General features: G+C 56.0%; 22 protein-coding genes. 12 read left to right on the top strand and 10 right to left on the bottom strand.

The annotated features are described in order from the left end of the window. Nucleotides 1-58: 58 nt before the first annotated feature. From BVC71_RS00995 to BVC71_RS00980, 4 genes are all read left to right on the top strand, one after another. Complete coding sequence (locus BVC71_RS00995) at nucleotides 59-1798, top strand: 5'-nucleotidase C-terminal domain-containing protein (protein WP_086449777.1); 1740 nt, start codon at nucleotides 59-61, stop codon at nucleotides 1796-1798. A 156-nt stretch (nucleotides 1799-1954) separates the two neighbouring features. Next, complete coding sequence (locus BVC71_RS00990) at nucleotides 1955-2962, top strand: ABC transporter substrate-binding protein (RefSeq protein ID WP_086450623.1); 1008 nt, start codon at nucleotides 1955-1957, stop codon at nucleotides 2960-2962. A gap of 53 nt (nucleotides 2963-3015) precedes the next feature. Continuing rightward, entirely contained in the window at nucleotides 3016-3798 is a 783-nt protein-coding gene (locus tag BVC71_RS00985; protein WP_086449776.1) for an ABC transporter ATP-binding protein, read from the top strand. Beyond that, nucleotides 3798-4562: an ABC transporter permease gene (locus BVC71_RS00980; protein ID WP_086449775.1), complete on the top strand. Its 765-nt coding sequence runs from the start codon at nucleotides 3798-3800 to the stop codon at nucleotides 4560-4562. The genes BVC71_RS00985 and BVC71_RS00980 overlap by 1 nt, the downstream gene beginning before the upstream one ends. A 33-nt stretch (nucleotides 4563-4595) precedes the next feature. Here the strand turns inward: BVC71_RS00980 and pheT are convergent, their stop codons facing one another. From pheT to pyk, 6 genes are all read right to left on the bottom strand, one after another. Continuing rightward, on the bottom strand, nucleotides 4596-6992 hold the full coding sequence (gene pheT / locus BVC71_RS00975; protein ID WP_086449774.1) for a phenylalanine--tRNA ligase subunit beta: 2397 nt from the start codon (nucleotides 6990-6992) through the stop codon (nucleotides 4596-4598). Between the two features lie 12 nt (nucleotides 6993-7004). Further along, the gene (pheS, locus tag BVC71_RS00970) at nucleotides 7005-8069 is read right to left on the bottom strand and encodes a phenylalanine--tRNA ligase subunit alpha (protein WP_086449773.1); all 1065 of its coding nucleotides are present in this window, start codon (nucleotides 8067-8069) and stop codon (nucleotides 7005-7007) included. Between the two features lie 134 nt (nucleotides 8070-8203). Further along, nucleotides 8204-8566, bottom strand: a complete 363-nt coding sequence (rplT, locus tag BVC71_RS00965; protein ID WP_086449772.1) for a 50S ribosomal protein L20 — start codon at nucleotides 8564-8566, stop codon at nucleotides 8204-8206. A 13-nt stretch (nucleotides 8567-8579) separates the two neighbouring features. Continuing rightward, the gene (rpmI, locus tag BVC71_RS00960; protein ID WP_086449771.1) at nucleotides 8580-8780 is read right to left on the bottom strand and encodes a 50S ribosomal protein L35; all 201 of its coding nucleotides are present in this window, start codon (nucleotides 8778-8780) and stop codon (nucleotides 8580-8582) included. A 111-nt stretch (nucleotides 8781-8891) separates the two neighbouring features. Further along, nucleotides 8892-9110 carry a hypothetical protein gene (locus BVC71_RS00955; protein WP_086449770.1) on the bottom strand — a complete coding sequence of 73 codons (219 nt, stop codon included), beginning with the start codon at nucleotides 9108-9110 and terminating at the stop codon, nucleotides 8892-8894. A 34-nt stretch (nucleotides 9111-9144) separates the two neighbouring features. Continuing rightward, nucleotides 9145-10590: a pyruvate kinase gene (gene pyk, locus BVC71_RS00950; protein WP_086449769.1), complete on the bottom strand. Its 1446-nt coding sequence runs from the start codon at nucleotides 10588-10590 to the stop codon at nucleotides 9145-9147. Between the two features lie 196 nt (nucleotides 10591-10786). On the opposite strand from pyk, the gene BVC71_RS00945 reads away from it, so the two are divergent. After that, entirely contained in the window at nucleotides 10787-11101 is a 315-nt protein-coding gene (locus BVC71_RS00945) for a DUF1244 domain-containing protein (protein WP_086449768.1), read from the top strand. Nucleotides 11102-11197: 96 nt separating this feature from the next. Beyond that, nucleotides 11198-12103, top strand: coding sequence for a calcium-binding protein (locus BVC71_RS00940; RefSeq protein WP_086449767.1), 906 nt, complete (start codon nucleotides 11198-11200; stop codon nucleotides 12101-12103). Here BVC71_RS00940 and BVC71_RS00935 read toward each other — a convergent pair whose 3' ends face one another. Further along, a complete protein-coding gene (locus BVC71_RS00935) occupies nucleotides 12104-12964 on the bottom strand; it encodes a D-amino-acid transaminase (protein WP_086449766.1) in 861 nt (286 codons plus the stop codon). A gap of 181 nt (nucleotides 12965-13145) precedes the next feature. Between BVC71_RS00935 and BVC71_RS00930 the strand changes: the two genes are divergently transcribed. Then, nucleotides 13146-14105, top strand: coding sequence for an L-malyl-CoA/beta-methylmalyl-CoA lyase (locus BVC71_RS00930; RefSeq protein ID WP_086449765.1), 960 nt, complete (start codon nucleotides 13146-13148; stop codon nucleotides 14103-14105). Nucleotide 14106: 1 nt separating this feature from the next. On the opposite strand, the gene BVC71_RS00925 is transcribed toward BVC71_RS00930, so the two are convergent. Both BVC71_RS00925 and BVC71_RS00920 read right to left on the bottom strand, forming a co-directional pair. Next, the gene (locus BVC71_RS00925; protein ID WP_086449764.1) at nucleotides 14107-14634 is read right to left on the bottom strand and encodes an AraC family transcriptional regulator; all 528 of its coding nucleotides are present in this window, start codon (nucleotides 14632-14634) and stop codon (nucleotides 14107-14109) included. Between the two features lie 70 nt (nucleotides 14635-14704). After that, nucleotides 14705-15364 (bottom strand): hypothetical protein, encoded by a 660-nt coding sequence (locus BVC71_RS00920; RefSeq protein WP_086449763.1) that lies wholly within the window; start codon nucleotides 15362-15364, stop codon nucleotides 14705-14707. Between the two features lie 187 nt (nucleotides 15365-15551). Between BVC71_RS00920 and BVC71_RS00915 the strand changes: the two genes are divergently transcribed. The 5 genes from BVC71_RS00915 (at nucleotide 15552) to BVC71_RS00895 (ending at nucleotide 19827) form a co-directional block, all read left to right on the top strand. Then, nucleotides 15552-16514: an acetyl-CoA carboxylase carboxyltransferase subunit alpha gene (locus BVC71_RS00915; RefSeq protein ID WP_086449762.1), complete on the top strand. Its 963-nt coding sequence runs from the start codon at nucleotides 15552-15554 to the stop codon at nucleotides 16512-16514. Nucleotides 16515-16633: 119 nt separating this feature from the next. After that, complete coding sequence (gene gatC / locus BVC71_RS00910) at nucleotides 16634-16921, top strand: Asp-tRNA(Asn)/Glu-tRNA(Gln) amidotransferase subunit GatC (RefSeq protein WP_086449761.1); 288 nt, start codon at nucleotides 16634-16636, stop codon at nucleotides 16919-16921. Further along, nucleotides 16921-18399: an Asp-tRNA(Asn)/Glu-tRNA(Gln) amidotransferase subunit GatA gene (gatA, locus tag BVC71_RS00905; protein ID WP_086449760.1), complete on the top strand. Its 1479-nt coding sequence runs from the start codon at nucleotides 16921-16923 to the stop codon at nucleotides 18397-18399. Before gatC ends, gatA begins: the two co-directional genes overlap by 1 nt. Before the next feature lie 34 nt (nucleotides 18400-18433). After that, nucleotides 18434-19165 carry a hypothetical protein gene (locus BVC71_RS00900; protein WP_086449759.1) on the top strand — a complete coding sequence of 244 codons (732 nt, stop codon included), beginning with the start codon at nucleotides 18434-18436 and terminating at the stop codon, nucleotides 19163-19165. A 47-nt stretch (nucleotides 19166-19212) separates the two neighbouring features. Continuing rightward, entirely contained in the window at nucleotides 19213-19827 is a 615-nt protein-coding gene (locus BVC71_RS00895) for an N-acetylmuramoyl-L-alanine amidase (protein ID WP_240516741.1), read from the top strand. Here the strand turns inward: BVC71_RS00895 and BVC71_RS00890 are convergent. After that, nucleotides 19824-20885: an aspartate-semialdehyde dehydrogenase gene (locus BVC71_RS00890; RefSeq protein WP_086449758.1), complete on the bottom strand. Its 1062-nt coding sequence runs from the start codon at nucleotides 20883-20885 to the stop codon at nucleotides 19824-19826. The two genes, BVC71_RS00895 and BVC71_RS00890, sit on opposite strands and share 4 nt — an antisense overlap. Nucleotides 20886-21067 lie beyond the last annotated feature (182 nt).

Genomic DNA, 21067 nt, shown 5'->3' with positions numbered 1-21067 from the left:
TACGACTTATTAGCTTTCGATCGTTTTATTAAGAGCTCTATCGATTGCTGATTCTTATATGAAATTATTCTCACAAACGACTCAGGCGAAACTCACCCTTGTCGCGACGTCGGATTTGCACATGAATCTGAATAGCTTTGACTACTATTCAGATACTGAAACAACTGTTGGTTTCGCCAATATTGCGTCGACGATACGGGACATACGCTCTACCACTAGCAACAGTTTATTTTTTGACAACGGTGACCTGATCCAAGGCCCCCCATTAACTGACCTTTGGCTGGACGATGAAAATCATCCGCACCCCGCCATCGCTTGCCTGAACGCGATGGATTATGACTGCGCGACGCTGGGCAACCACGAATTCAACTTTGGCATCGATCCATTAGTTAACGTCTATAAACAAACAAAATTTCCCGTTGTGTCGACAAACATCACCCGGGTCGACGGTGGCGATTGGCCATTCAAGACCGCAGTGATTTTAGACAGGGTCATCACCACAGCGTTTGGGCGCAAATTTCCGATTAAAATAGGCGTCATGGGGTTCACGCCCGCGATGATCCTGACGTGGGATCAATTTCATACGGCGGGTAAAATTGATGCGACCGCCCCAATATCAACCGCAGAAACTGCCGTTCAGTCGCTGAAATCCAAAGGGGCAGAGGTTATTGTCGCGCTGTGCCATGGCGGGATCGAAACGCAGGTCGATACGACACACGAACATTTTGCCAGCGCAATTGCGGCCATTTCCGGCATAGACGCTGTTTTCGCTGGCCACACGCACCTTCCATTTGCAGGAAAAATCGGACGCACCCCGATAGCGTTGCCTGCTGCCTATGGAAAAAATATTGGCCGCATTACGCTGAACTTACGGCGATCCGACCGGGGTTGGGCAACCGAAAGCGGCTCTGCCGATCTTATCACCCCATCGGAACAAGCTGACACTCAGATCAAAGAAATCGTCGCAGATCGTCACGCGAAAACCCTTGCTTTCACGCAAAAACAGTTGGGCACGTTTACAGGGCCCTTGCACAGCTATTTCGCCCGCGTGCAGCCAGATTTGGCCCAATTCATAACCGCACAGGCGCAACTAGATTCAGCGCGTGAGGCGCTGGACGCGTCGGACTATGCCGAGCTGCCGCGCCTTTCAGCAACATCGCCGTTTCGCTGCGGCGGGCGCGGCGGTCCAGATGCTTATATCGACATTGATGCAGGTCCCGCCACCAACCGACACGCCGCCCAGCTGTATCCATTTCCAAACCAAACAGTCGCGCTGCTGGTTTCAGGCACGATATTACGAGAATGGCTAGAGCAATCCGCAGCGCATTTTAAACTGGTCACACCGAACGCGACCGACACGTTGCTATTCGACGACACAACAGTTTCCTACAATCTAGATACCTTGTTTGGCGTCACCTACGACTTTGATTTGTCACGCCCCACAGGCGAACGGGTCAAAAATCTATGCCACGAAGGCAAAAGCGTCCAAGCCTTGGATCAATTCGTGGTGCTTACGAACAGCTACCGCGCGCACGGCGGTGGCGGTTTTACCATGCTGCCCGACACGCAAAAAATTTGGACTTCGGGCAGACCACTTCAATCAGCGATCGCTGCGCGACTGGCGGAACCACTCCCGCGTCGTTGCCCGAAGGTTTGGGGCTACGTGCCACTGGGCGCAACGGTCGTGTTTGACACGTCCCCAAACGCATCTGCACATCTATTGGGCGACAGCCCGTTGAACGTTCAGCCAGTGTCGCCATCAATGGACGGCTTTTACAGATACAGGATGGAACTGTAGACCAATTGGTTAAATTTGCACCATGTATACAATTTTCGCCCAATATTTAATCAGAACAACGGAAACACCTGATACCAAGCACAGCAAAGCATGACGACCTTTTGATGCTTGATCACAGTACGACAGTCCGCGACTGAACAAACGGAGTGTCAAACGGTGTTTCACAAATCCCTAATTACCGCCACCGCCCTAGCAGGCGTTGCAGCGCCCGCACTGGCAGAAACTGATCTTGCTTTTGCCCTTGATTGGAAATTCGAAGGCCCATCGGCCCCTTATTTCCTAGCGATCGACGCTGGCTATTTCGCTGCGAATGATCTGTCCGTAGAAATCACCGAAGGCGCTGGATCATTGGACGCCATTCCAAAGGTCGCAACAGGCGCCTTCCCAGTTGGTTTCGCGGATATCAACTCGCTGATGCGTTTCCTGGATCAAAACCCGGGCGCACCCGTGACCGCAGCCATGATGATCTATGATGCGCCACCCTTTGCTGTCGTAGGCCGCAAATCGTTGGGCATTTCGGAACCTGCCGACCTGAACGGCAGTGTTTTGGGCGCTCCGCCACCTGATGGTGCATGGGCTCAGTTCCCGATCTTTGCCGCTGAAACCGGATTGGATATGGAATCGATCACCGTCGAACCCGTTGGTTTCCCAACCCGCGAACCTATGCTGGCCTCTGGCGAAGTCGCGTCGGTTACTGGTTTCTCGTTCTCGTCCACACTGAACCTGAAACGTCTGGGCGTGCGAGAGGATGACATTTCGGTGCTGCTGATGACCGACTACGGCGTCGATCTGTACGGCAATGCGATCATCGTGAACACCGACTACGCAGCCGAAAACCCCGAAGTTATCAGCGGTTTCCTTTCGTCCATCGCAATGGGCTGGAACGGCGCTGTTGCTGATCCTGACGCGGCCGTTACTGCCCTTCTGGAACGCAACCCAGCAGCAGACTTTGATCTGGAAAAAGAGCGCCTGATGATGGCGATCGAAGACAACGTCATGACCGACTACGTCATGGAAAACGGTCTGGGCGGCATCGATGCGGACCGTATGGCGAACGCGATTGAACAGACCAAATCGGTCTATGAATTCCAGTCCGAACCAGACGCATCGCTGTATTTCGACAGCAGCTATTTGCCTGCAACAGGCGCATTTGCCGTCGAATAAAACACCTAGCCCCTGCCGAAACATCGGCGGGGGCAATTACACTGCAGGCTCCCATGGAAAATCTGATCGACATCCGCGATGTGCGGCACGCCTATTCCACAAAATCGGGGCCTTTACCCGTGCTGGACGGGCTGAACCTATCCGTTCCCAAAGGTGAATTTTGCGCTGTTGTCGGCCCATCCGGCTGCGGCAAATCCACCCTGACCCGTCTGGTCGCAGGCCTGATGAAACCCGACGAAGGCGAGGTCTGGCTGCACGGCGAATTGGTGAAATCCCCGCGCAAAACAGTCGGCATGGCGTTTCAAAACCCTGTCATGCTGGAATGGCGGTCGATCATTGAAAACGTGATGCTGCCGCTGGAAATCGTGGCAAACGGCATGTCCAAGGCCGATAAAACCGCCCGCGCGATGGAACTGTTGGAACTGGTCGGCCTGAAAGGGTTCGAACACAAACGCCCCAGCGAATTGTCGGGCGGCATGCGCCAACGGGCATCCTTGTGCCGCGCGATTGTGCATAAACCCGACGTGCTGATCATGGACGAACCCTTTGGTGCGCTGGACAATTTCACCCGCGAAGACCTGTGGCAAACCATGCGCGACCTGCGTGCCAAAGAGCCATTCACCTGCATTCTGATCACCCACGACCTGCGCGAAAGCGTGTTTTTGGGTGACCAAGTGGTCGTTCTATCGGGCCGCCCTGCCCGCACTCAATACGTGCTGGACGTGGATTTGCCCGCCGACCGCACCATCGAAATTCTGTACGAAAAACAGGCCGTGGATATGTTGCACATTTTGCGCGATCAAATCCGCATCGCCCAAGGACGCGAGGCACACTGATGGAAAAGCTACAAAAAATCGGTGTCCCTATCCTTGCGCTGGTCGCTTTTGGCCTGTTCTGGGAATTTATCGTCTGGGTCAATGGCTGGCCCAATTACGTAATGGCGTCTCCATCGGACCTGCCCGCCGCCTACATCCGTTTTTGGGATTTGTTCCTGATCATGGGCTGGCAAACGCTGTGGCGCACGGTGCTGGGCCTGCTGATAGCCGTTGTGTTTGGCACGCTGCTGGGCATGGCGATGGGGTTCAGCAAAATCGCGCGCGATGCGCTCTATCCCCTATTGGTCGGATTCAACGCAATCCCAAAGGCGACGCTGGTTCCCGTGATCGCGCTGTTGTTTATCGGTCAGCACGATTTCAACACAGTGCTAATGGCCTTCCTCATCAGCTTTTTCCCGATCGCCGTGTCGGTCGGCATTGGCCTATCCACGTTAGAGCCTGAATACCGCGACATTCTGCGGGCCTTGGGCGCGTCAAAGGTCACGATTTTCTGGAAAATCGCGTTGCCGAAAACGCTGCCTGAATTCTTTGGCGCGCTAAAGGTCGCTGTGACTTTGGCCTTTATCGGCACCAATCTGGTAGAGATCGTATCCCCACACGGGCGCGGTTTAGGCGCGTTGTTCAAATCGGGTGAAACCAATGCGAACTATCCGCTGATGTTCGCGGTCCTGATTGCCTTGGCCGTGTTGGGGATCGTTTTGTACTACGCCGTTGTAGCTCTGGAAAAAATATTCGCCGGCTGGGCCGAACGCCCTCAAAGCTAACGAAAAAGGCGGCCACTTGGGCCGCCTTTTGTTTTATCCGCGAAGGGCGCCACCCGTTGCCTTGGTGACCTTTTCGACGATTTTCGCGCCGACCGCTTCGATGTCTTTGTCTTTCAGCGTTGCGTCTTTGGGTTGCAAACGCACCGTAATCGCCAGCGATTTTTTACCTTCGCCCAAGCTGCCACCGATGAATTCATCGAATACGCGCACTTCGGTAATCAACGCTTTGTCTGCGCCTTGTGCCGCGTTGACCAGCGTCAGCGCCTCAACATCGGCATCCACAACGAATGCAAAGTCACGTTCGACCGCTTGCAGTTCCGAAATATCCATCGCAGCGCGGGCAACGGATGCCTTTTTCGGCAGCGGGATTTCCTCGGGGAAGATGGTAAAGGCAACAGCTGGGCCTTTGATGTCCATCTCGCGCAGGATTTTCGGGTGCAATTCGCCAAAGATCGCCAGAACCTTTTTCGGGCCCAGACAGATTTTGCCGTGACGACCAGGGTGGAACCATGCAGGGCCGCCGCGCAGGATTTGCACGCGTTCTGGCGCGCCCATCGATGCAAGGATCGCCTCTGCGTCGGCTTTGGCGTCATAGACGTCGACAGGGCGGGATGCGCCGTGCACGTCTTTGGGGCCAGTTGCGCCGATCAGAACGCCCGACACCTGTAGGTGCTGCTGTTCTGGTTTGCCGCCGTGGAATGCGTGGCCGACCTCGAACAGGGCCAGATCGTTGAAGCCACGCGCCTGATTGCGGGCCGCTGCGCGCAGCAGCGCAGGCAGCAGATCAGGGCGCATATGGCTCATGTCGCTGGAAATCGGGTTTTCCAGTTCGGTCGCTTCGGTCCCGCCATCGAACAGTGCCGCAGCGGGCTGATCGATAAAGGTGTAGGTGACACATTCGTTGTACCCCAGCGACGCAGCGGTGCGGCGTGCGGTCGACGAACGAACCTGCAAAGGCGTCAGGATCGGCTTTGGCACGCCAGTGGTCAGCCGCGGCAGCGGTTTGCCCTCTAGTTTCGTCAGGGACGCGATACGCGCCACTTCTTCGACCAGATCAGCTTCGCCCTGAACGTCCGAGCGCCACGACGGAACATGCGCTTGTTCGCCTTCCATACGGAAACCCAGCGCGGTCAGCGTCTGGCGCTGTTCGCTTTCTGGAATGTCCATACCAACCAGTGACGACACGCGTTTCGCGTCCAAACGGTAGGAACGGTTAAAGTTCGGGATTTTGCCCGCAACGACAACCTCGGATGCTTCGCCGCCTGCTACGTCCACGATCATGCGCACGGCATGTTCCAGACCCAGACCGGTGAATTCAGGATCAACGGTGCGTTCAAAACGATACCGCGCGTCCGAGTTAATTTTCAGCGCACGGCCCGCGTTTGCGATCTGAACAGGATCCCACCATGCCGATTCAACGAACACGTTGACGGTTTCTTCGGTGCAGCCCGTTGCATCGCCGCCCATGATGCCCGCGATCGACTGAACGCCGTTATCATCGGAAATGACCATTGCGCCAGCAGGCAGGGTGTAGGATTTTTCGTCCAGCGCAACGATTTCTTCGCCGCCAGCCGCGCGGTGAACGCGCAGGTTACCAGCGACCTTATCCGCGTCAAACACGTGCAAAGGACGGTTCAGGTCGTACGAGAAGAAATTCGTAACGTCGACAAGAAACGAAATCGGACGCAGGCCGATTGCCGTCAGACGGTCCTGCAGCCATTGCGGGGATGGGCCGTTTTTCACGCCTTTGATCAGACGACCAAAGAATACAGGGCAGCCATCGGTGGTGTCTTCGTCGATCGAAACGGTCAGTTCCGATTCAAAGCCTGCCTCGACAGCGTCAACCGACACTGGCTTCAGTTTTCCCAAACCACGAGCAGCCAAATCGCGTGCAATACCGTGAACGCCCAATGCGTCACCACGGTTTGGCGTGATCGCGATTTCGATCACTGGGTCGACCTTGGAAGGATCGGTTTCCGCCAGATAATCAACGAACGGCTGGCCGATTTCGCCCGCAGGCAATTCGATAATGCCGTTGTGTTCGTCGGACAGTTCCAATTCACGTTCGGAACACATCATGCCGTGCGATTCAACGCCGCGGATTTTACCGACCGACAGGGTCACGTCGATGCCAGGCACGTAATCGCCCGGTTTTGCGACAACCACGGTGATGCCTTCGCGGGCGTTCGGTGCGCCGCAAACGATCTGCAGTTCGCCTTCGTCCGTTGCGACTTTGCACAGGCGCAGACGGTCTGCGTCAGGGTGCTGTTCGGCGCTGACAACTTTGCCGATTTTGAACGCCTTCAGGCGGTCAGCAGGGTTTTCGACGCCTTCGACCTCTAGACCCAGATCGGTCAGGGTGTCGGTGATTTCGTCAACGGTCGCGTCTGTTTCCAGATGCTCTTTGAGCCAAGAGAGTGTGAATTTCATTGTCTTATCTCCTTAGCGGCTCAGGCCGCCGTGCAGCGTCGGAACGTCCAGCGAAGCAAAGCCGTAATGGCGCAGCCAACGCAGGTCGCTGTCAAAGAACGCGCGCAAATCAGGAATGCCGTATTTCAGCATGGCGATACGGTCGATACCGATGCCGAATGCGAAACCTTGCCATTCGTTCGGGTCGATGCCTGCATTTTGTAGAACTTTCGGGTGCACCATGCCAGAGCCCAAAATCTCTAGCCAATCGTCGCCCTCGCCCACGGTGACTTTGCCGTCTTCCCATTTGCACTGCACGTCGACTTCGGCCGATGGTTCGGTGAACGGGAAATGCGATGCGCGGAAACGGGTTTTCACGCGTTTGCCGAAATAGGCGGACAGGAATTCCTCTAGCGTCCATTTCAGGTTCGCCATGGAGATGTCTTTGCCGATGGCCAGACCTTCGACCTGGTTGAACATCGGGGTGTGGGTCTGGTCGTAATCCGCACGGTACACACGGCCCGGCGCAATCACGCGGATCGGAGCGCCGTGTTTTTCCAGCGTACGGATCTGCACGGGCGACGTGTGGGTACGCAAAACAGGCGGACGTTCGTCGCCTTTGGATTTCATGTAAAAGGTATCCATTTCGGCGCGTGCAGGGTGGTGACCCGGAATGTTCAGCGCGTCAAAGTTATACCAATCGGTTTCGATCTGCGGACCTTCGGCCACCGAAAAACCCATGTCTGCGAAAATCGCCATGACCTCTTCGGTCACTTGGGAAATCGGGTGGATGGTGCCCGTGCGGCGCGGACGCGTCGGCAGGGTTACGTCCAGCCATTCGCCGGCCAAACGGGCCTCTAGCGCGGCGTCGGCTAGTGCGACCTTTTTCGCGGCCAGAGCCGAGTTAATTTCGTCTTTCAGCGCATTCAGCGCAGGGCCAGCGACTTGGCGTTCTTCTGGGGTCATTTTGCCCAGTTCGCGCATTTTCAGGCTGATTTCACCCTTTTTGCCAACAGCGGCAAGGCGGACCTCTTCGATCGCGGCTTCGTCAGCGGCGGCGGCGATCTGGTCCAGATATTTTGCTTTCAGGTCGTCCATGTTTTCGCCCTTTAAAGTCTGGTCGCAAGGGGATTAACCCGTGCAGCGCAAAGGGGCAAGCACAGCAACACGTCCAAAGACAAAAGGCCGCCCCAAATTGGGACGGCCTTTCGGAAAATTCAGTCTGCGTGAACTTAGTTCAGTGCAGCGCGAGCCTTTTCAGCGATCGCGTTGAATGCTTCTGGTTCGTGAACGGCCAGATCAGCCAGAACCTTGCGGTCAACTTCGATGCCAGCTTTGGACAGGCCGTTGATGAATTTCGAGTAGGTCAGGGTTTCGTCGAACGCGCGAACAGCAGCGTTGATACGCTGGATCCACAACGAACGGAAATTCCGCTTACGAACTTTACGGTCACGAGTTGCGTATTGGTTGGCTTTATCAACAGCCTGACGTGCAACTTTGAAAGTACGGCTGCGGCGGTCGTAATAACCTTTAGCAGCGTCTAGGACTTTCTTGTGACGACGATGGGTAACGGTACCACCTTTAGTGCGCGACATTGATCAGGCCTCCTTAGCGGTCGTATGGCATGTAGGATTTCACGATCTTCGCGTCTGGCGCGGAAAGAGTCGTGGTACCACGTGCATCACGGATGAACTTGGTAGTGCGTTTGATCATGCCGTGGCGTTTGCCGGCCTGACCGGCTTTTACTTTGCCGGACGCGGTGATTTTGAAGCGCTTTTTGGCGCTCGATTTGGTCTTCATCTTGGGCATTTCCGTCTCCTTGAGCGGGGTGCGGTTTTAACGCGACTCGGCATGCCACATGTGGCCGGTCACGCGGTTAGAGCGCGCCGTATAGGACCGCGCCATGATTTTGGCAATAGGCTAGTTAATGAATCTGCCCACAACACGCGTAAAAGCATGCGGAATATCGGCAATTTCATAAGGCCTTTCGTTGACGGCCAGCACAACCAGCGTGCCGCCCACCAAAACAACGATGGCCGCAGCCCGTGGGGCGCGGCCTTCGGAGAAAGCACCAAGAATCGGAGGGAGCGCAAAAGCCAGCAAAACCAGCCCGACAACTAAAAACAGATCAGCGTCCATAGTGCGCCCCCTAACCAATTACATTGGGGGTATATTAATCAGCATCCGCGCTGTGAATCAAACGTTCCTCGCAAGGTGCGACACGCAGGATGTTTGTCGAACCTGGTGTGTTGAATGGCACACCAGCGGTCACAACAATCAGATCCTTTTCTTCAGCTAGGCCTTGGGCCTTTGCTGCGCGGATCGCGTAGATAACTGCGGTTTTGAAACGATCAACGCTGTCAGACATGACGGTGTTGATGCCCCACGACAGACACAGACGACGTGCGGTTGTTTCCACGGTGGTCAGCGCAATGATTGGCGCGCGCGGACGTTCGCGGGCAACGCGCAGCGCGGTGGTGCCGGACTGCGAATAACAACAGATCGCTTTTACGTCGGTTTTTTCCGCAATTTCGCGCGCAGCTGCAACGATACCGTCAGCAACGGTCGAATGGTCAACCTTGCGCGATGCTTCGATGATTTCGACGTAGTTGCCGTCGTTCTCAACTTCGTTTGCAACGTTGTCCATGGTGCGAACAGCTTCGATCGGGAACTGACCAGCGGCCGATTCTGCCGACAGCATGATCGCATCGGTGCCTTCGTAGATCGCGTTAGCGACGTCGGAGACCTCTGCGCGGGTTGGCATCGGGCTTTCGATCATCGATTCCAGCATCTGGGTCGCAACGATCACAGGCTTGGCCGCTGCACGACATTTGCGGATCAGGCGTTTCTGGATAGGTGGAACGGACGATACAGGCAGTTCAACGCCCAAATCACCACGAGCAACCATGATGCCGTCCGACACTTCCAAGATCGAATCGAAGGCTTCGACAGCGGCTGGTTTTTCGATTTTCGCCAGAACCGCAGCGCGGCCTTTGGCCAGATCGCGAGCTTCGTTGACGTCAGCAGCACGCTGAACGAACGACAGTGCCAGCCAATCAACGCCCAGATCACAAACGAATTCCAGATCCTTGCGGTCTTTTTCGGACAGAGCCGCCAGAGGCAGCACAACGTCAGGAACGTTCACGCCTTTGCGGTTTGAAATCACGCCGCCAACAACAACTTCGCAGTTTGCGAAATCGCCGCCGCATTCTTTGACCTTCAGACGGATTTTACCGTCGTTCACCAGCAGGGACGCACCAGGTTTCAGCGCGTCAAAGATTTCTTTGTGTGGCAGCTGAACGCGGGTCGCATCGCCGTCCTCATCGGACAGGTCTAGGCGGAAATCCTGACCGACCTCGATGGTTTCTTCGCCATTTGCGAATTTACCCAAACGCAATTTTGGCCCCTGAAGGTCGGCCAGAATGCCGATCGGGCTGCCGCAGTCTTTCTCGACCTGACGGATAATCGCGTGGCGTTCGCGGATTTCACCGTGTTCGCCGTGGCTCATGTTCAGGCGGAAAACATCTGCGCCAGCTTCGTGCAATGCGCGGATAACTTCGTATGTGCTGGATGCAGGCCCCAGCGTGGCAACGATTTTTACGTTGCGATGGCGTTTCATAATACAGTCCTCATCCTCTAGATCTGACTTTGACCCGTTAACGCTAACGTCTACCGCTAACGGTCAGTTAAATGCCTTATTGCGCAAAATCTCGACATTCTCAACGGTGGTATTGGAAAGAGTGTCAAAATCATGCTTTTGATGTCATCACCGCTATGTCACGTCATACTGCACAAAAATATGAACAGAGGTCAAAATGGACGATCAAACCCGCATCGAAATCGAAGCTGCTGCATTCCGCGCCTTGCGTGAACACCTGATGGAAAAGCGGACAGACGTTCAAAACATCGACATGATGAACCTTGCTGGCTTTTGCCGCAACTGTTTGTCGCGCTGGTACCAAGAGGCCGCAAACGAACGCGACATCGACATGACCAAAGACGAAGCCCGCGAGGTTTTTTACGGCATGCCGTACGACCAGTGGCGCGATCAATTCCAATCAGAGGCGTCTGATGAACAAAAAAAGGCGTTCCAAACATCATTTGCTGAAAACGTTGGCAAAGAGTCCTGAGACCTACCCCAACAGCACCTAACAGATTCAAAAGACTCTAAAATATGTCGCCGAGCCGCCGTTACGGACCATGACAAATAATGTCTGGGACCTAAAATGCTGCTCGCCTTGCTTCTTGCATCTGTTGGCGTAGCCCTGTTCAGCGGGGCTATGTCCCCATTGGATGAAATGCCCGCGGATGATGACAATGCCGTGGGCTCTGATGATGATGACATCGCCTACTCGTGGGGCGGTGACGATAGCCTAACCGGAGAGTTAGGCGACGACTGCCTGTTTTTAGGCGAAGGTGACGATACAGCCACCGGCGGTCTAGGCGACGACATGCTGATTGGCGGCCCCGGAAATGACATCCTGATCGGAAACGAAGGCGATGACCGCATCATGGGCGGCAAAAACGCCGACTGGATCACCGGTGATGACGGAAACGACAACCTAAAAGGCGAAGAAGGCTGCGATATCATCTACGGCGGCACCGGCGATGATCTAATCCACGGCGGAAACGCCAACGACACCCTGCATGGCGATGATGGTAACGACATTATCTATGGCGGTGCTGGAATCGACCTGATTTACGGCGGCGAAGGCAACGACAAAGTCATCGATGTGTTTGGTGCGAATACGTTGCACGGCGGCGCGGGCGATGACCTGATCCGTGGCGGCACAGACAGCACACTATACGGTGATGATGGCAACGATCTGATCCATATGAAACAGGGTGCCGTCGCCATTGGCGGCGAAGGCGAGGACCTGTTCAATGTATTGATGTGCGCCGAGGATGAAATTCCTGAAGGTGAAACAGCGGATGTAACCACCATCACTGATTTCACACCCGAGGACGATTTGATCGCCATCACCCTACAGGCAGGACATTCGCCCGAGATCACAATCGAAGTGACCGAGGACGGATCGCACGTATTGTTTGACGGAACCTTGATCGTCACAGTGCAAGGCTATTCCGCTCTTACACTGGACGATTTGGTTCTGCTGACCGCGACGGCCTAATTAGACCGCAGTCTTCATGCTTTCCTCGATGTAGATTTCGCGCAGGCGTAGGGCCAGTTTACCTGGGACGCCTTCGCCAACCTGTGCGCCGTCGATTTCAACAACTGGCTGAACGAATGTCGTAGCCGAGGTGATGAATGCCTCGTCCGCAGCTTGCGCTTCTTCGATGGTAAAGTTGCGCTCTTCGACTTCCATCTGTGCTTCGGCTGCGAAACGCAGGACAGCAGCGCGGGTGATACCGTGCAGGATGTCGTTCGACAGGGCGCGAGTGATGATTTTGTTGCCTTTGACAATATAGGCGTTGTTGGACGTGCCTTCGGTCACGAAACCGTCCTCGACCATCCACGCGTCATCACAGCCCGCTTTTTTCGCCATCATTTTTCCCATCGACGGGTACAGCAGCTGAACGGTTTTGATATCGCGACGGCCCCAACGGATGTCCTCGATCGAGATGACTTTGATACCGGTTTTCACCGATGGCATTTCCACCAGATTTTTGGCGAATGTGAACAGCACGATGCCCGATGGAGTTTCGTCAGGGTTTGGCCAAGCGAAATCACGATCAGCAGGCGCGCCGCGCGTGATCTGCAAGTAAATGCCGCCTTCGGTCAGATCGTTCTTTTCGATCAGATCGCGGTGGATCTGCAGCAGTTCGTCTTTGGTCACTGGGTTGCGCATTTCCAGTTCGTTCAGCGAACGCTCCAGACGCACGGCGTGACCTTCGAAATCGACCAGCTTGCCATCGATGACCGAGGTCACCTCGTAAACGCCGTCCGCCATCAGGAACGCACGGTCGAAAATGGAAACCTTGGCTTCGGTTTCGGGTACATATTCACCGTTGACGTAGACGGTACGGGTCATGGCGTTTCTCCTCAAAATGACGGATTGGTTTTGGGTCAATGATGCCCCGCCGTCAAGCCCGCGACGATTTACCTCGCGACGTTAAATTGCTGCATGTGCAAAATTACCTTGCGCACCGCAGCGCAATTTCCTAACCAATTAACAACCTGAAACGTAATTTCATTACCGAAAGGAATCGCGCATGTCGTTCCGTATCCAACCCGCCGCCCCTGCCCGCCCAAACCGTTGCCAACTGTTCGGCCCAGCATCGAACACCAAACTGTTCGCCAAAATGGCCGCATCGGCGGCTGATGTTATCAACATCGACCTAGAAGATTCCGTTGCTCCGTCTGACAAAGACATGGCGCGCGCCAATGCGATCGAGGCGATCAATACCATCGACTGGGGCAACAAATATGTGTCCATCCGTATCAACGGTCTGGATACACCATATTGGTACCGCGATGTTGTGGACGTGATGGAACAGGCTGGCGACCGTCTGGATCAGATCATGATCCCCAAAGTTGGCTGCGCCGAAGACATTTACGCCGTAGACGCGCTGGTCACCGCGATTGAACGCGCCAAAGGCCGCACCAAGCCGATTTCTTTCGAAGTCATCATCGAATCCGCCGCAGGCATCGCCCACGTCGAAGAAATCGCAGCCTCGTCGCCACGTATGCAGGCGATCAGCCTAGGCGCCGCTGACTTTGCCGCGTCGATGGGTATGCAGACAACCGGTATCGGCGGCACGCAAGAAGACTACTATATGCTGCGCGAAGGCGAAAAATACTGGTCCGATCCATGGCACTGGGCGCAAACCGCTATCGTCGCGGCCTGCCGCACCCATGGCCTGCTACCAGTTGACGGCCCGTTTGGCGATTTTTCCGATGACGAAGGATATATCGCTCAATCGAAACGCTCGGCCACGCTGGGCATGGTTGGCAAATGGGCGATCCACCCGAAACAGATCGCGCTGGCGAACGAAGTCTTCACCCCATCCGAGGCGAAAGTCACCGAAGCGCGCGAAATCCTAGCCGCAATGGAAGACGCCAAAGCCCGCGGCGAAGGCGCAACCGTTTACAAAGGCCGTCTGGTCGACATCGCGTCCATCAAACAGGCCGAGGTTATCGTACGTCAGGCCGAAATGATCGCCGGTTCGTAAATCACGCACTTTCCAGAGGGACATAGATCAATGTGATCAGTTCCTCTGGAGCCACTTGCTCTGGCGTGTTCAGATACATTTCAAAAGTCGGACCATTGCGCAGCGTCTCGCCGCTTTCGTCCAGCCATTCGTTGTATAGATAATCATACGCAATCGTTAGATTTCCGTAGGGGCCGACATGGCGCAGCACTGCATAGCGCCCGCCAGGCAACATGACGACGTCCAGCGGATCATCCACGTCTGCCCTGTCCAGCAATAACCAGCCAACATTCGATTGATCGGATAGGTCATGGCCCGCAGCCGAGTTTTGGTCATAGGTCGCGACCATCATGCCGCATACGCGCCATAGGTCTTGATCAGAAATGGCTTTCTCGGCCGCAGCAACGCGATCCGATTGAGCGGAATCCTCCTCATGTTTCAGACACGCCAAATGACGTGGAAACATCTCCTTTATCGAAATGTTGAACACTCGATTTACCCTTATTAGCAACGTTACGTTCGCGTCAGCACGCGGTTGCCGCAGGGACATATTTTATTTCACCTGTAAAAGAAGGGTGAAAAAAACCAGATTTAAATCACTTACAATCTTGGTTTAGGCGTCACTGGTATTCTCGCAAGAAAACAATGCCGTAGTCACACATTCGTTTACAGTCCGTCGCATCGCCATAGGCGTTTTCAATGCCCAGTGCCATTGACGAACCTTGACCTTCGAACCGCGGATCGTCGCATTCCAGATCATCAGGAAACTCGCCGGAATCGTCACCAAAGTCGATCATGTTGCATTGTGTCGCTTCGGCTGCATCGATCGGGTTCCAAAGGTAAACCAGACCCGCATTATACGCCGCGGCGCAATCGGTCGCGTCCGTGCCCAGATATTCCCACGACAGCAATACCGAACGCGCCGGACCACTAAACCGGCGATCATCACATTCGCCATCTGCGGCCCATTCACCGCTGTCCGTACCGAAATTGATACCATCCACGATCAGGTCCACCGACTTTTTACCGTCCGATTTGGTCGACCCGCTGCGCAATGTGATCGTCCCCGCATCAAACGCCGCGCGGCAATCGGATGCATCGTGCATTATGTCGTCATCCAGCAGCGGGGTCGTCGTCATTCCCGCACCTTGAAATCTTGGATCGTCACATTCACCATCATTCGACCACTGGCTTGCATCATCACCAAACTGGATGGATTGCGCATTCAGTGGCAGCGCGGTTGCAACACAAAGAGAGACAAGTTTGACCAGATGACGCATAATTTCCCCCTTGGGTCCGCAGCCGACAACGTGCAAAATTTGAAAACTGCCTAAACCATGCCCTGTCGCGACATTGATTTTCAAAGAAATTGTGCCCCAAGGTCAGCTTTTTTGATAGCCGAGTTGCAAACACCCACATTGCGGCCTTATATCCCGCTAAGACCAATAGCCCCAAAAGAGGCGAGACATGACGATTTACCTCGAATTCGAAAAACCACTCGCCGAGATTGAAGGCAAAGCAGAAGAGCTGCGCGCTCTGGCCCGTTCGAACCCAGAAATGGACGTCGAAAAAGAGGCACAAGGCCTAGATAAAAAGGCCGAAGACCTGCTGAAACAGCTATACGGTTCGCTGACACCTTGGCGTAAATGTCAGGTCGCACGTCACGCTGACCGTCCGCATTGCCGCGATTACATCAACGCGCTGTTCACCGATTACACCCCATTGGCGGGTGACCGAAACTTTGCCGAAGACAACGCCGTGATGGGCGGTTTGGCACGTTTCAATGGCCGCGCGGTTGTTGTGATCGGCCACGAAAAAGGCAACGACACCAAAAGCCGTATCGAACGCAATTTTGGCATGGCCCGCCCCGAAGGCTACCGCAAAGCGATCCGCCTAATGGATCTGGCTGACCGTTTCGGCCTGCCTGTCGTGACGCTGGTCGACACCCCCGGCGCATATCCCGGCAAAGGCGCCGAAGAACGCGGCCAATCCGAAGCGATTGCGCGTTCCACGGAAAAATGCCTGTCGCTGAAGGTCCCAATGGTTTCGGTCATCATCGGCGAAGGTGGATCGGGCGGCGCTGTTGCGTTCGCGACCGCAAACCGTGTCGCAATGCTGGAACATTCCGTTTATTCCGTGATTTCGCCCGAAGGCTGCGCATCGATCCTATGGAAGGACGCAGAAAAAATGCGCGAAGCCGCCGAAGCGCTGCGCCTGACCGCGCAGAACCTGAACGAATTGGGCGTTATCGACCGTATCATCCCTGAACCACTGGGCGGCGCACACCGCGACGCAGGCGCAGCGATTGCTGCCGTAGGTGCAGAGATCGAAAAGATGCTGGGCGAAATGGACGGACAATCGGGCGATGAAATTCGTTCGAACCGCCGCAAAAAATTCCTAGCGATGGGTAACAAAGGTCTGGCTGCGTAACAAACGCGGCCAACCTGCCCGAAAATACAGCGATTATCGGTCCGTTTTTGCCGGCCAGCCTTGCAGGGCGGGGCGCGGGGCGGTAAACGCGTGACCGACCCAATATATCGGAGAGGCCCATGTCCATCGACACGGATACCGCCCGCCGCGTAGCCAAATTGGCCCGCATCAAGGTGGAAGAAGACGCACTGCCCGCGCTGGCACAGGAATTCAACGCGATCCTTGGCTTTATCGAACAGCTAGAGGAAGTCGACGTAGACGGCATCGAACCAATGACGTCCGTGACCCCGCAGCGCCTGAAACGCCGCGAAGACGTGGTAACCGATGGCAACCAGCAAGAAGCAGTGCTGAAAAACGCGCCCGACGCGCGCGAAGGGTTCTTTGCCGTGCCGAAGGTGGTGGAATAATGACCGATCTGAACAAACTGACGATTGCCGACGCACGCGACGCCCTGAAAAAAGGCGACGTAAATTCGGTTGAACTGACCCAAGCCTGCATCGACGCGATTGACGCATCGGGCGCATTGAACGCATTCGTTCACAAAACGCCAGAAATCGCGCTGGAACAGGCTGCTGCTGCAGACGCACGCGGCTATGCTGACGCCCCTGCCCTGAACGGTATCCCGCTGGGCATCAAGGATCTGTTCTGCACCAAAGGCGTCGATAGCCAAGCAGCATCTGGCATCCTCAAGGGTTTCAAACCAGAATACGAATCGACCGTCACCACCAAACTGTTCGACAACGGCGCGGTGATGCTGGGCAAACTGAACATGGACGAATTCGCCATGGGTTCGTCGAACGAATCTTCGGCCTACGGTCCTGCGGTGAACCCTTGGAAAGTCGATGATCGCAACCTGACACCGGGTGGGTCCTCGGGCGGGTCGGCAGCGGCTGTTGCGGCGGATCTATGTCTCGGCGCGACCGGCACCGATACCGGTGGTTCGATCCGTCAGCCTGCCGCATTCACTGGCACCGTCGGCATCAAACCAACCTATGGCCGTTGTTCGCGCTGGGGCATCATCGCCTATGCGTCGTCGCTGGATCAGGCTGGCCCAATGACCAAAACCGTCCGCGACAGCGCCATCATGCTGTCCGCGATGGCAGGTCACGACATGAAAGATTCGACCAGCGCAGATCTGGCTGTTCCTGATTTCGAAGCCGCGCTAACCGGCGACATCAAAGGCAAAGTCATCGGTATCCCGCGTGAATACCGTCTGGACGGCCTGAACGAAGAAATCACCAAACTGTGGGACGAAGGCGCGGAAATGCTGCGCGCTGCAGGTGCCGAAGTGCGTGATGTATCCCTGCCGCATTCGAAATACGCGCTGCCAGCATACTACGTTATCGCATCGGCCGAAGCGTCGTCGAACCTAGCCCGCTATGACGGCGTTCGTTTTGGCGAACGCGCGCCGCTGGGCGCTGGTGACGGCATCAACGAAATGTACGAAAAAACCCGCGCTGCAGGTTTTGGCCCAGAAACGCAGCGCCGCATCATGGTCGGCACTTACGTTCTTTCCGCCGGCTTCTACGATGCGTACTACAACCGCGCCCGCAAGGTCCGCACGCTGATCAAACGCGACTTTGAAAACGTGTTTGCAGATGGCGTGGATGCGATTTTAGCTCCTGCAACCCCGACCCCTGCGTTCGGGATTGGCGAAGTGTCCGATGCAAACCCTGTGGAAATGTACCTGAACGACGTCTTTACCGTGACGCTGAACCTAGCTGGTCTGCCCGGTATCGCCGTGCCAACAGGCATGTCGTCGAACGGTCTGCCGCTGGGCCTGCAGCTGATTGGTCGCCCATGGGAAGAAGCCGATTTGCTGAATATCGCGCATTCGGTCGAACATTCCGCTGGTTTTGTAGCAAAACCGCAAAAGTGGTGGTAACGGTTCCAAAACAACCAAGTGTCGGAGAGACCGCGTGAAACGTATATTGTTGGTGAGTGCCGCTTTCGCAGTTCTTTCAGCTTGTGGGGCCAATGATGTCCCCGCCAGCAATGGTCCAGGTTTCTCTGACTACGCAGAATGGGAACGCGCCCAGCGCGAAGCCGCGCTAACGGGCGTTCCTGTCACCGCTGCACCTTTGGCCCCTGCCGCTACAACGACCACCACGTCAACGGCAGCTGCAGCCCCTGTTTACAGCGGCGGCATCACACCAGAAAGCAGCTCAGACGGGCAGACCATTTTCATCCGCGAAGGCGGCGTAGAGGCATCGCCATCCAACGCTGCGCCAACGCTGTACAATCATCCGGGATTGTCGGATGAACAAAGCTTTGCTGCCGTGACATCGCGCGAAACGATTGAGTCTGACGCGGAACGACGCGCAGCGCTCGCATCGCAATATCAAGTTGTTCAGCCAACCGATTTGCCGACCCGTGAATCGACCGGCCCAAACATCATTGCATACGCGTTGAATGCGCCAAACAGTCTGGGTCAGGAATGGTACAGCCGTTTCATGTATTCGGGCCAGGGCCGCTTTGAACGCAACTGCGCCAAATACACCAGCGCAGACGAAGCCCAAAGCGATTTCCTATCGCGTGGCGGCCCAGAACGTGACCCCAAAGGTATCGACCCTGACGGCGACGGTTTCGCATGTGACTGGAACCCTGCCCCATTCATTCAGGCGGCCCGCGCTGCGGCCTCGGGCAACTGATCGTTCAATTTCCATCGCCTAATTTCGGGCCGCGCCGCGATGGCGCGGTGCCTGATATCATCGTGCTGCATTACACCGCGATGGCCGATTGCGATGCAGCTCAGCGCGTTTTATGCACCCCCGAACGCGAAGTTTCAGCCCACTATCTGATCGCCCCCAACGGCACCGTCACCCAATTGGTGGACGAAGATCAACGCGCGTGGCACGCAGGCGCAGGGTCATGGGGATCGGTCACGGACGTCAATTCACGGTCCATAGGGATCGAAATGTCAAACATCGGCACAGCCCCATTTTCGGCCCCTTTGATGGATGCGCTGGAAACTCTGCTGCCTGAAATCATGAACCGATGGTCAATCCCGCCCGAACGAGTGATCGGCCATTCTGACATGGCACCTGGCCGTAAAATCGATCCTGGTGCGCGGTTTGATTGGACGCGGCTTGCACGACAAGGTTTGGCGATCCGCGCGCAGGCGCAGGCCCCGATTGCCGCAGATCAGGCCCGTTTTGACACGGCCCTGACCCAGATTGGATACCCCACTGCGGATGCAGACACCCGCCTATCCGCGTTCCGTTTGCGCCACCGACAAGGCGCGACAGGGCCGCTGGATGCGTGGGATATGGCGCTGGCGACCGATCTGGCCGCCAGATACCCAGCGACCTAGGCCGCCTCTTGTGCGGCACCCAGCGCCAACAAGGTTTCCGCGATTTGCACCGCGTTCAGCGCCGCACCTTTTAGCAACTGATCGCCGCAGATGAACATCGCGATGGTGTGGCCTGTTGGGTCGCCCAGATCGCGGCGGATACGGCCCACCAGCACGTCATATTCGCCTGTTGCTTCGGACGGCATTGGAAAATGGTTGGAGTCGCGGTCATCCACCAAACGCACGCCGGGGGCATTTTCCAGACGCGCGCGCACCTGTTCCACGTCCACAAAATGGTCGAACCGCACGGACAGGGCGATCGAATGCGCGCGCAGAACAGGGACACGCACACAAGTCACGCCGATCGGCAGTTTCGGCTGCGATAGGATACGGCGAGTTTCTTCGATGACCTTTAGTTCTTCGCCATTGTAGCCCGTTTCGCCATCCACATCAGAATTGTGGCTGAACAGATTGAACGCATAGGGATGCGGCATGGCGTTCGGCGCGTAATCGTCACCGTTCAGTTTCGCACTGGTCGCATCGCGCAGTTCGTCCATCGCCGCCGCGCCGCCGCCCGAAGCAGATTGATAGGTGACCAAATTCAAACGGCTGATCGACCAGCACCGCTGCAGCGCCGCCAAAACGACCGTCGCGATGGCGGCAACGCAGTTCGGGTTCGCGATGATGCCTGCGTGCGGCACGATCTGGCTACCGTTCGCCTCGGGTACGATCAGCGGAACGGTTGGGTCCATGCGGAACGCCGACGAATTGTCGACCACCACGGCCCCTGCTTTGGCCGCAACAGGCGCGTAACGGCGGGACACGGTCGCGCCGGCGCAGAAAAACACGATGTTCACGCCGTCGAACTGGTGGTCGGCGACTTCTTCGACGGGCAAATGCGCGCCTTTGAACGACAGGGTCTGACCTGCCGAACGAGCCGAGGCGAGCAGACGGATCGACGCAACGGGGGTGCCGCGATCCTCTAGGCACTGCAGCACTTCGCGGCCAACAACACCGGTTGCGCCGACGATGGCGACGACGGGCGGTTCAGGGACAAATTGGGAAACTGGGGCATTCATGGTCGGTCTCTTTGCTTTGCGGGCAGAAACGTCGGGGAATGCTGTGATTTTGATGTGCAACCCCGACCGTTCCGGCGGGGTTGGTTTGGTTTAGATCGTAGCCCATACCAAAACATCCCCCGCAAGAGCGGTGGTCATCTTGGTCTTCATGGTTTTGTTCACTAGGATCATCATGGGGCGGT

This window comes from Marivivens niveibacter, assembly GCF_002150005.2.
In the GTDB taxonomy this organism is placed as follows: domain Bacteria; phylum Pseudomonadota; class Alphaproteobacteria; order Rhodobacterales; family Rhodobacteraceae; genus Marivivens; species Marivivens niveibacter.
Note: the sequence above shows the minus strand (reverse complement) of the source record. Positions and strands in the feature narration are given on the sequence as shown.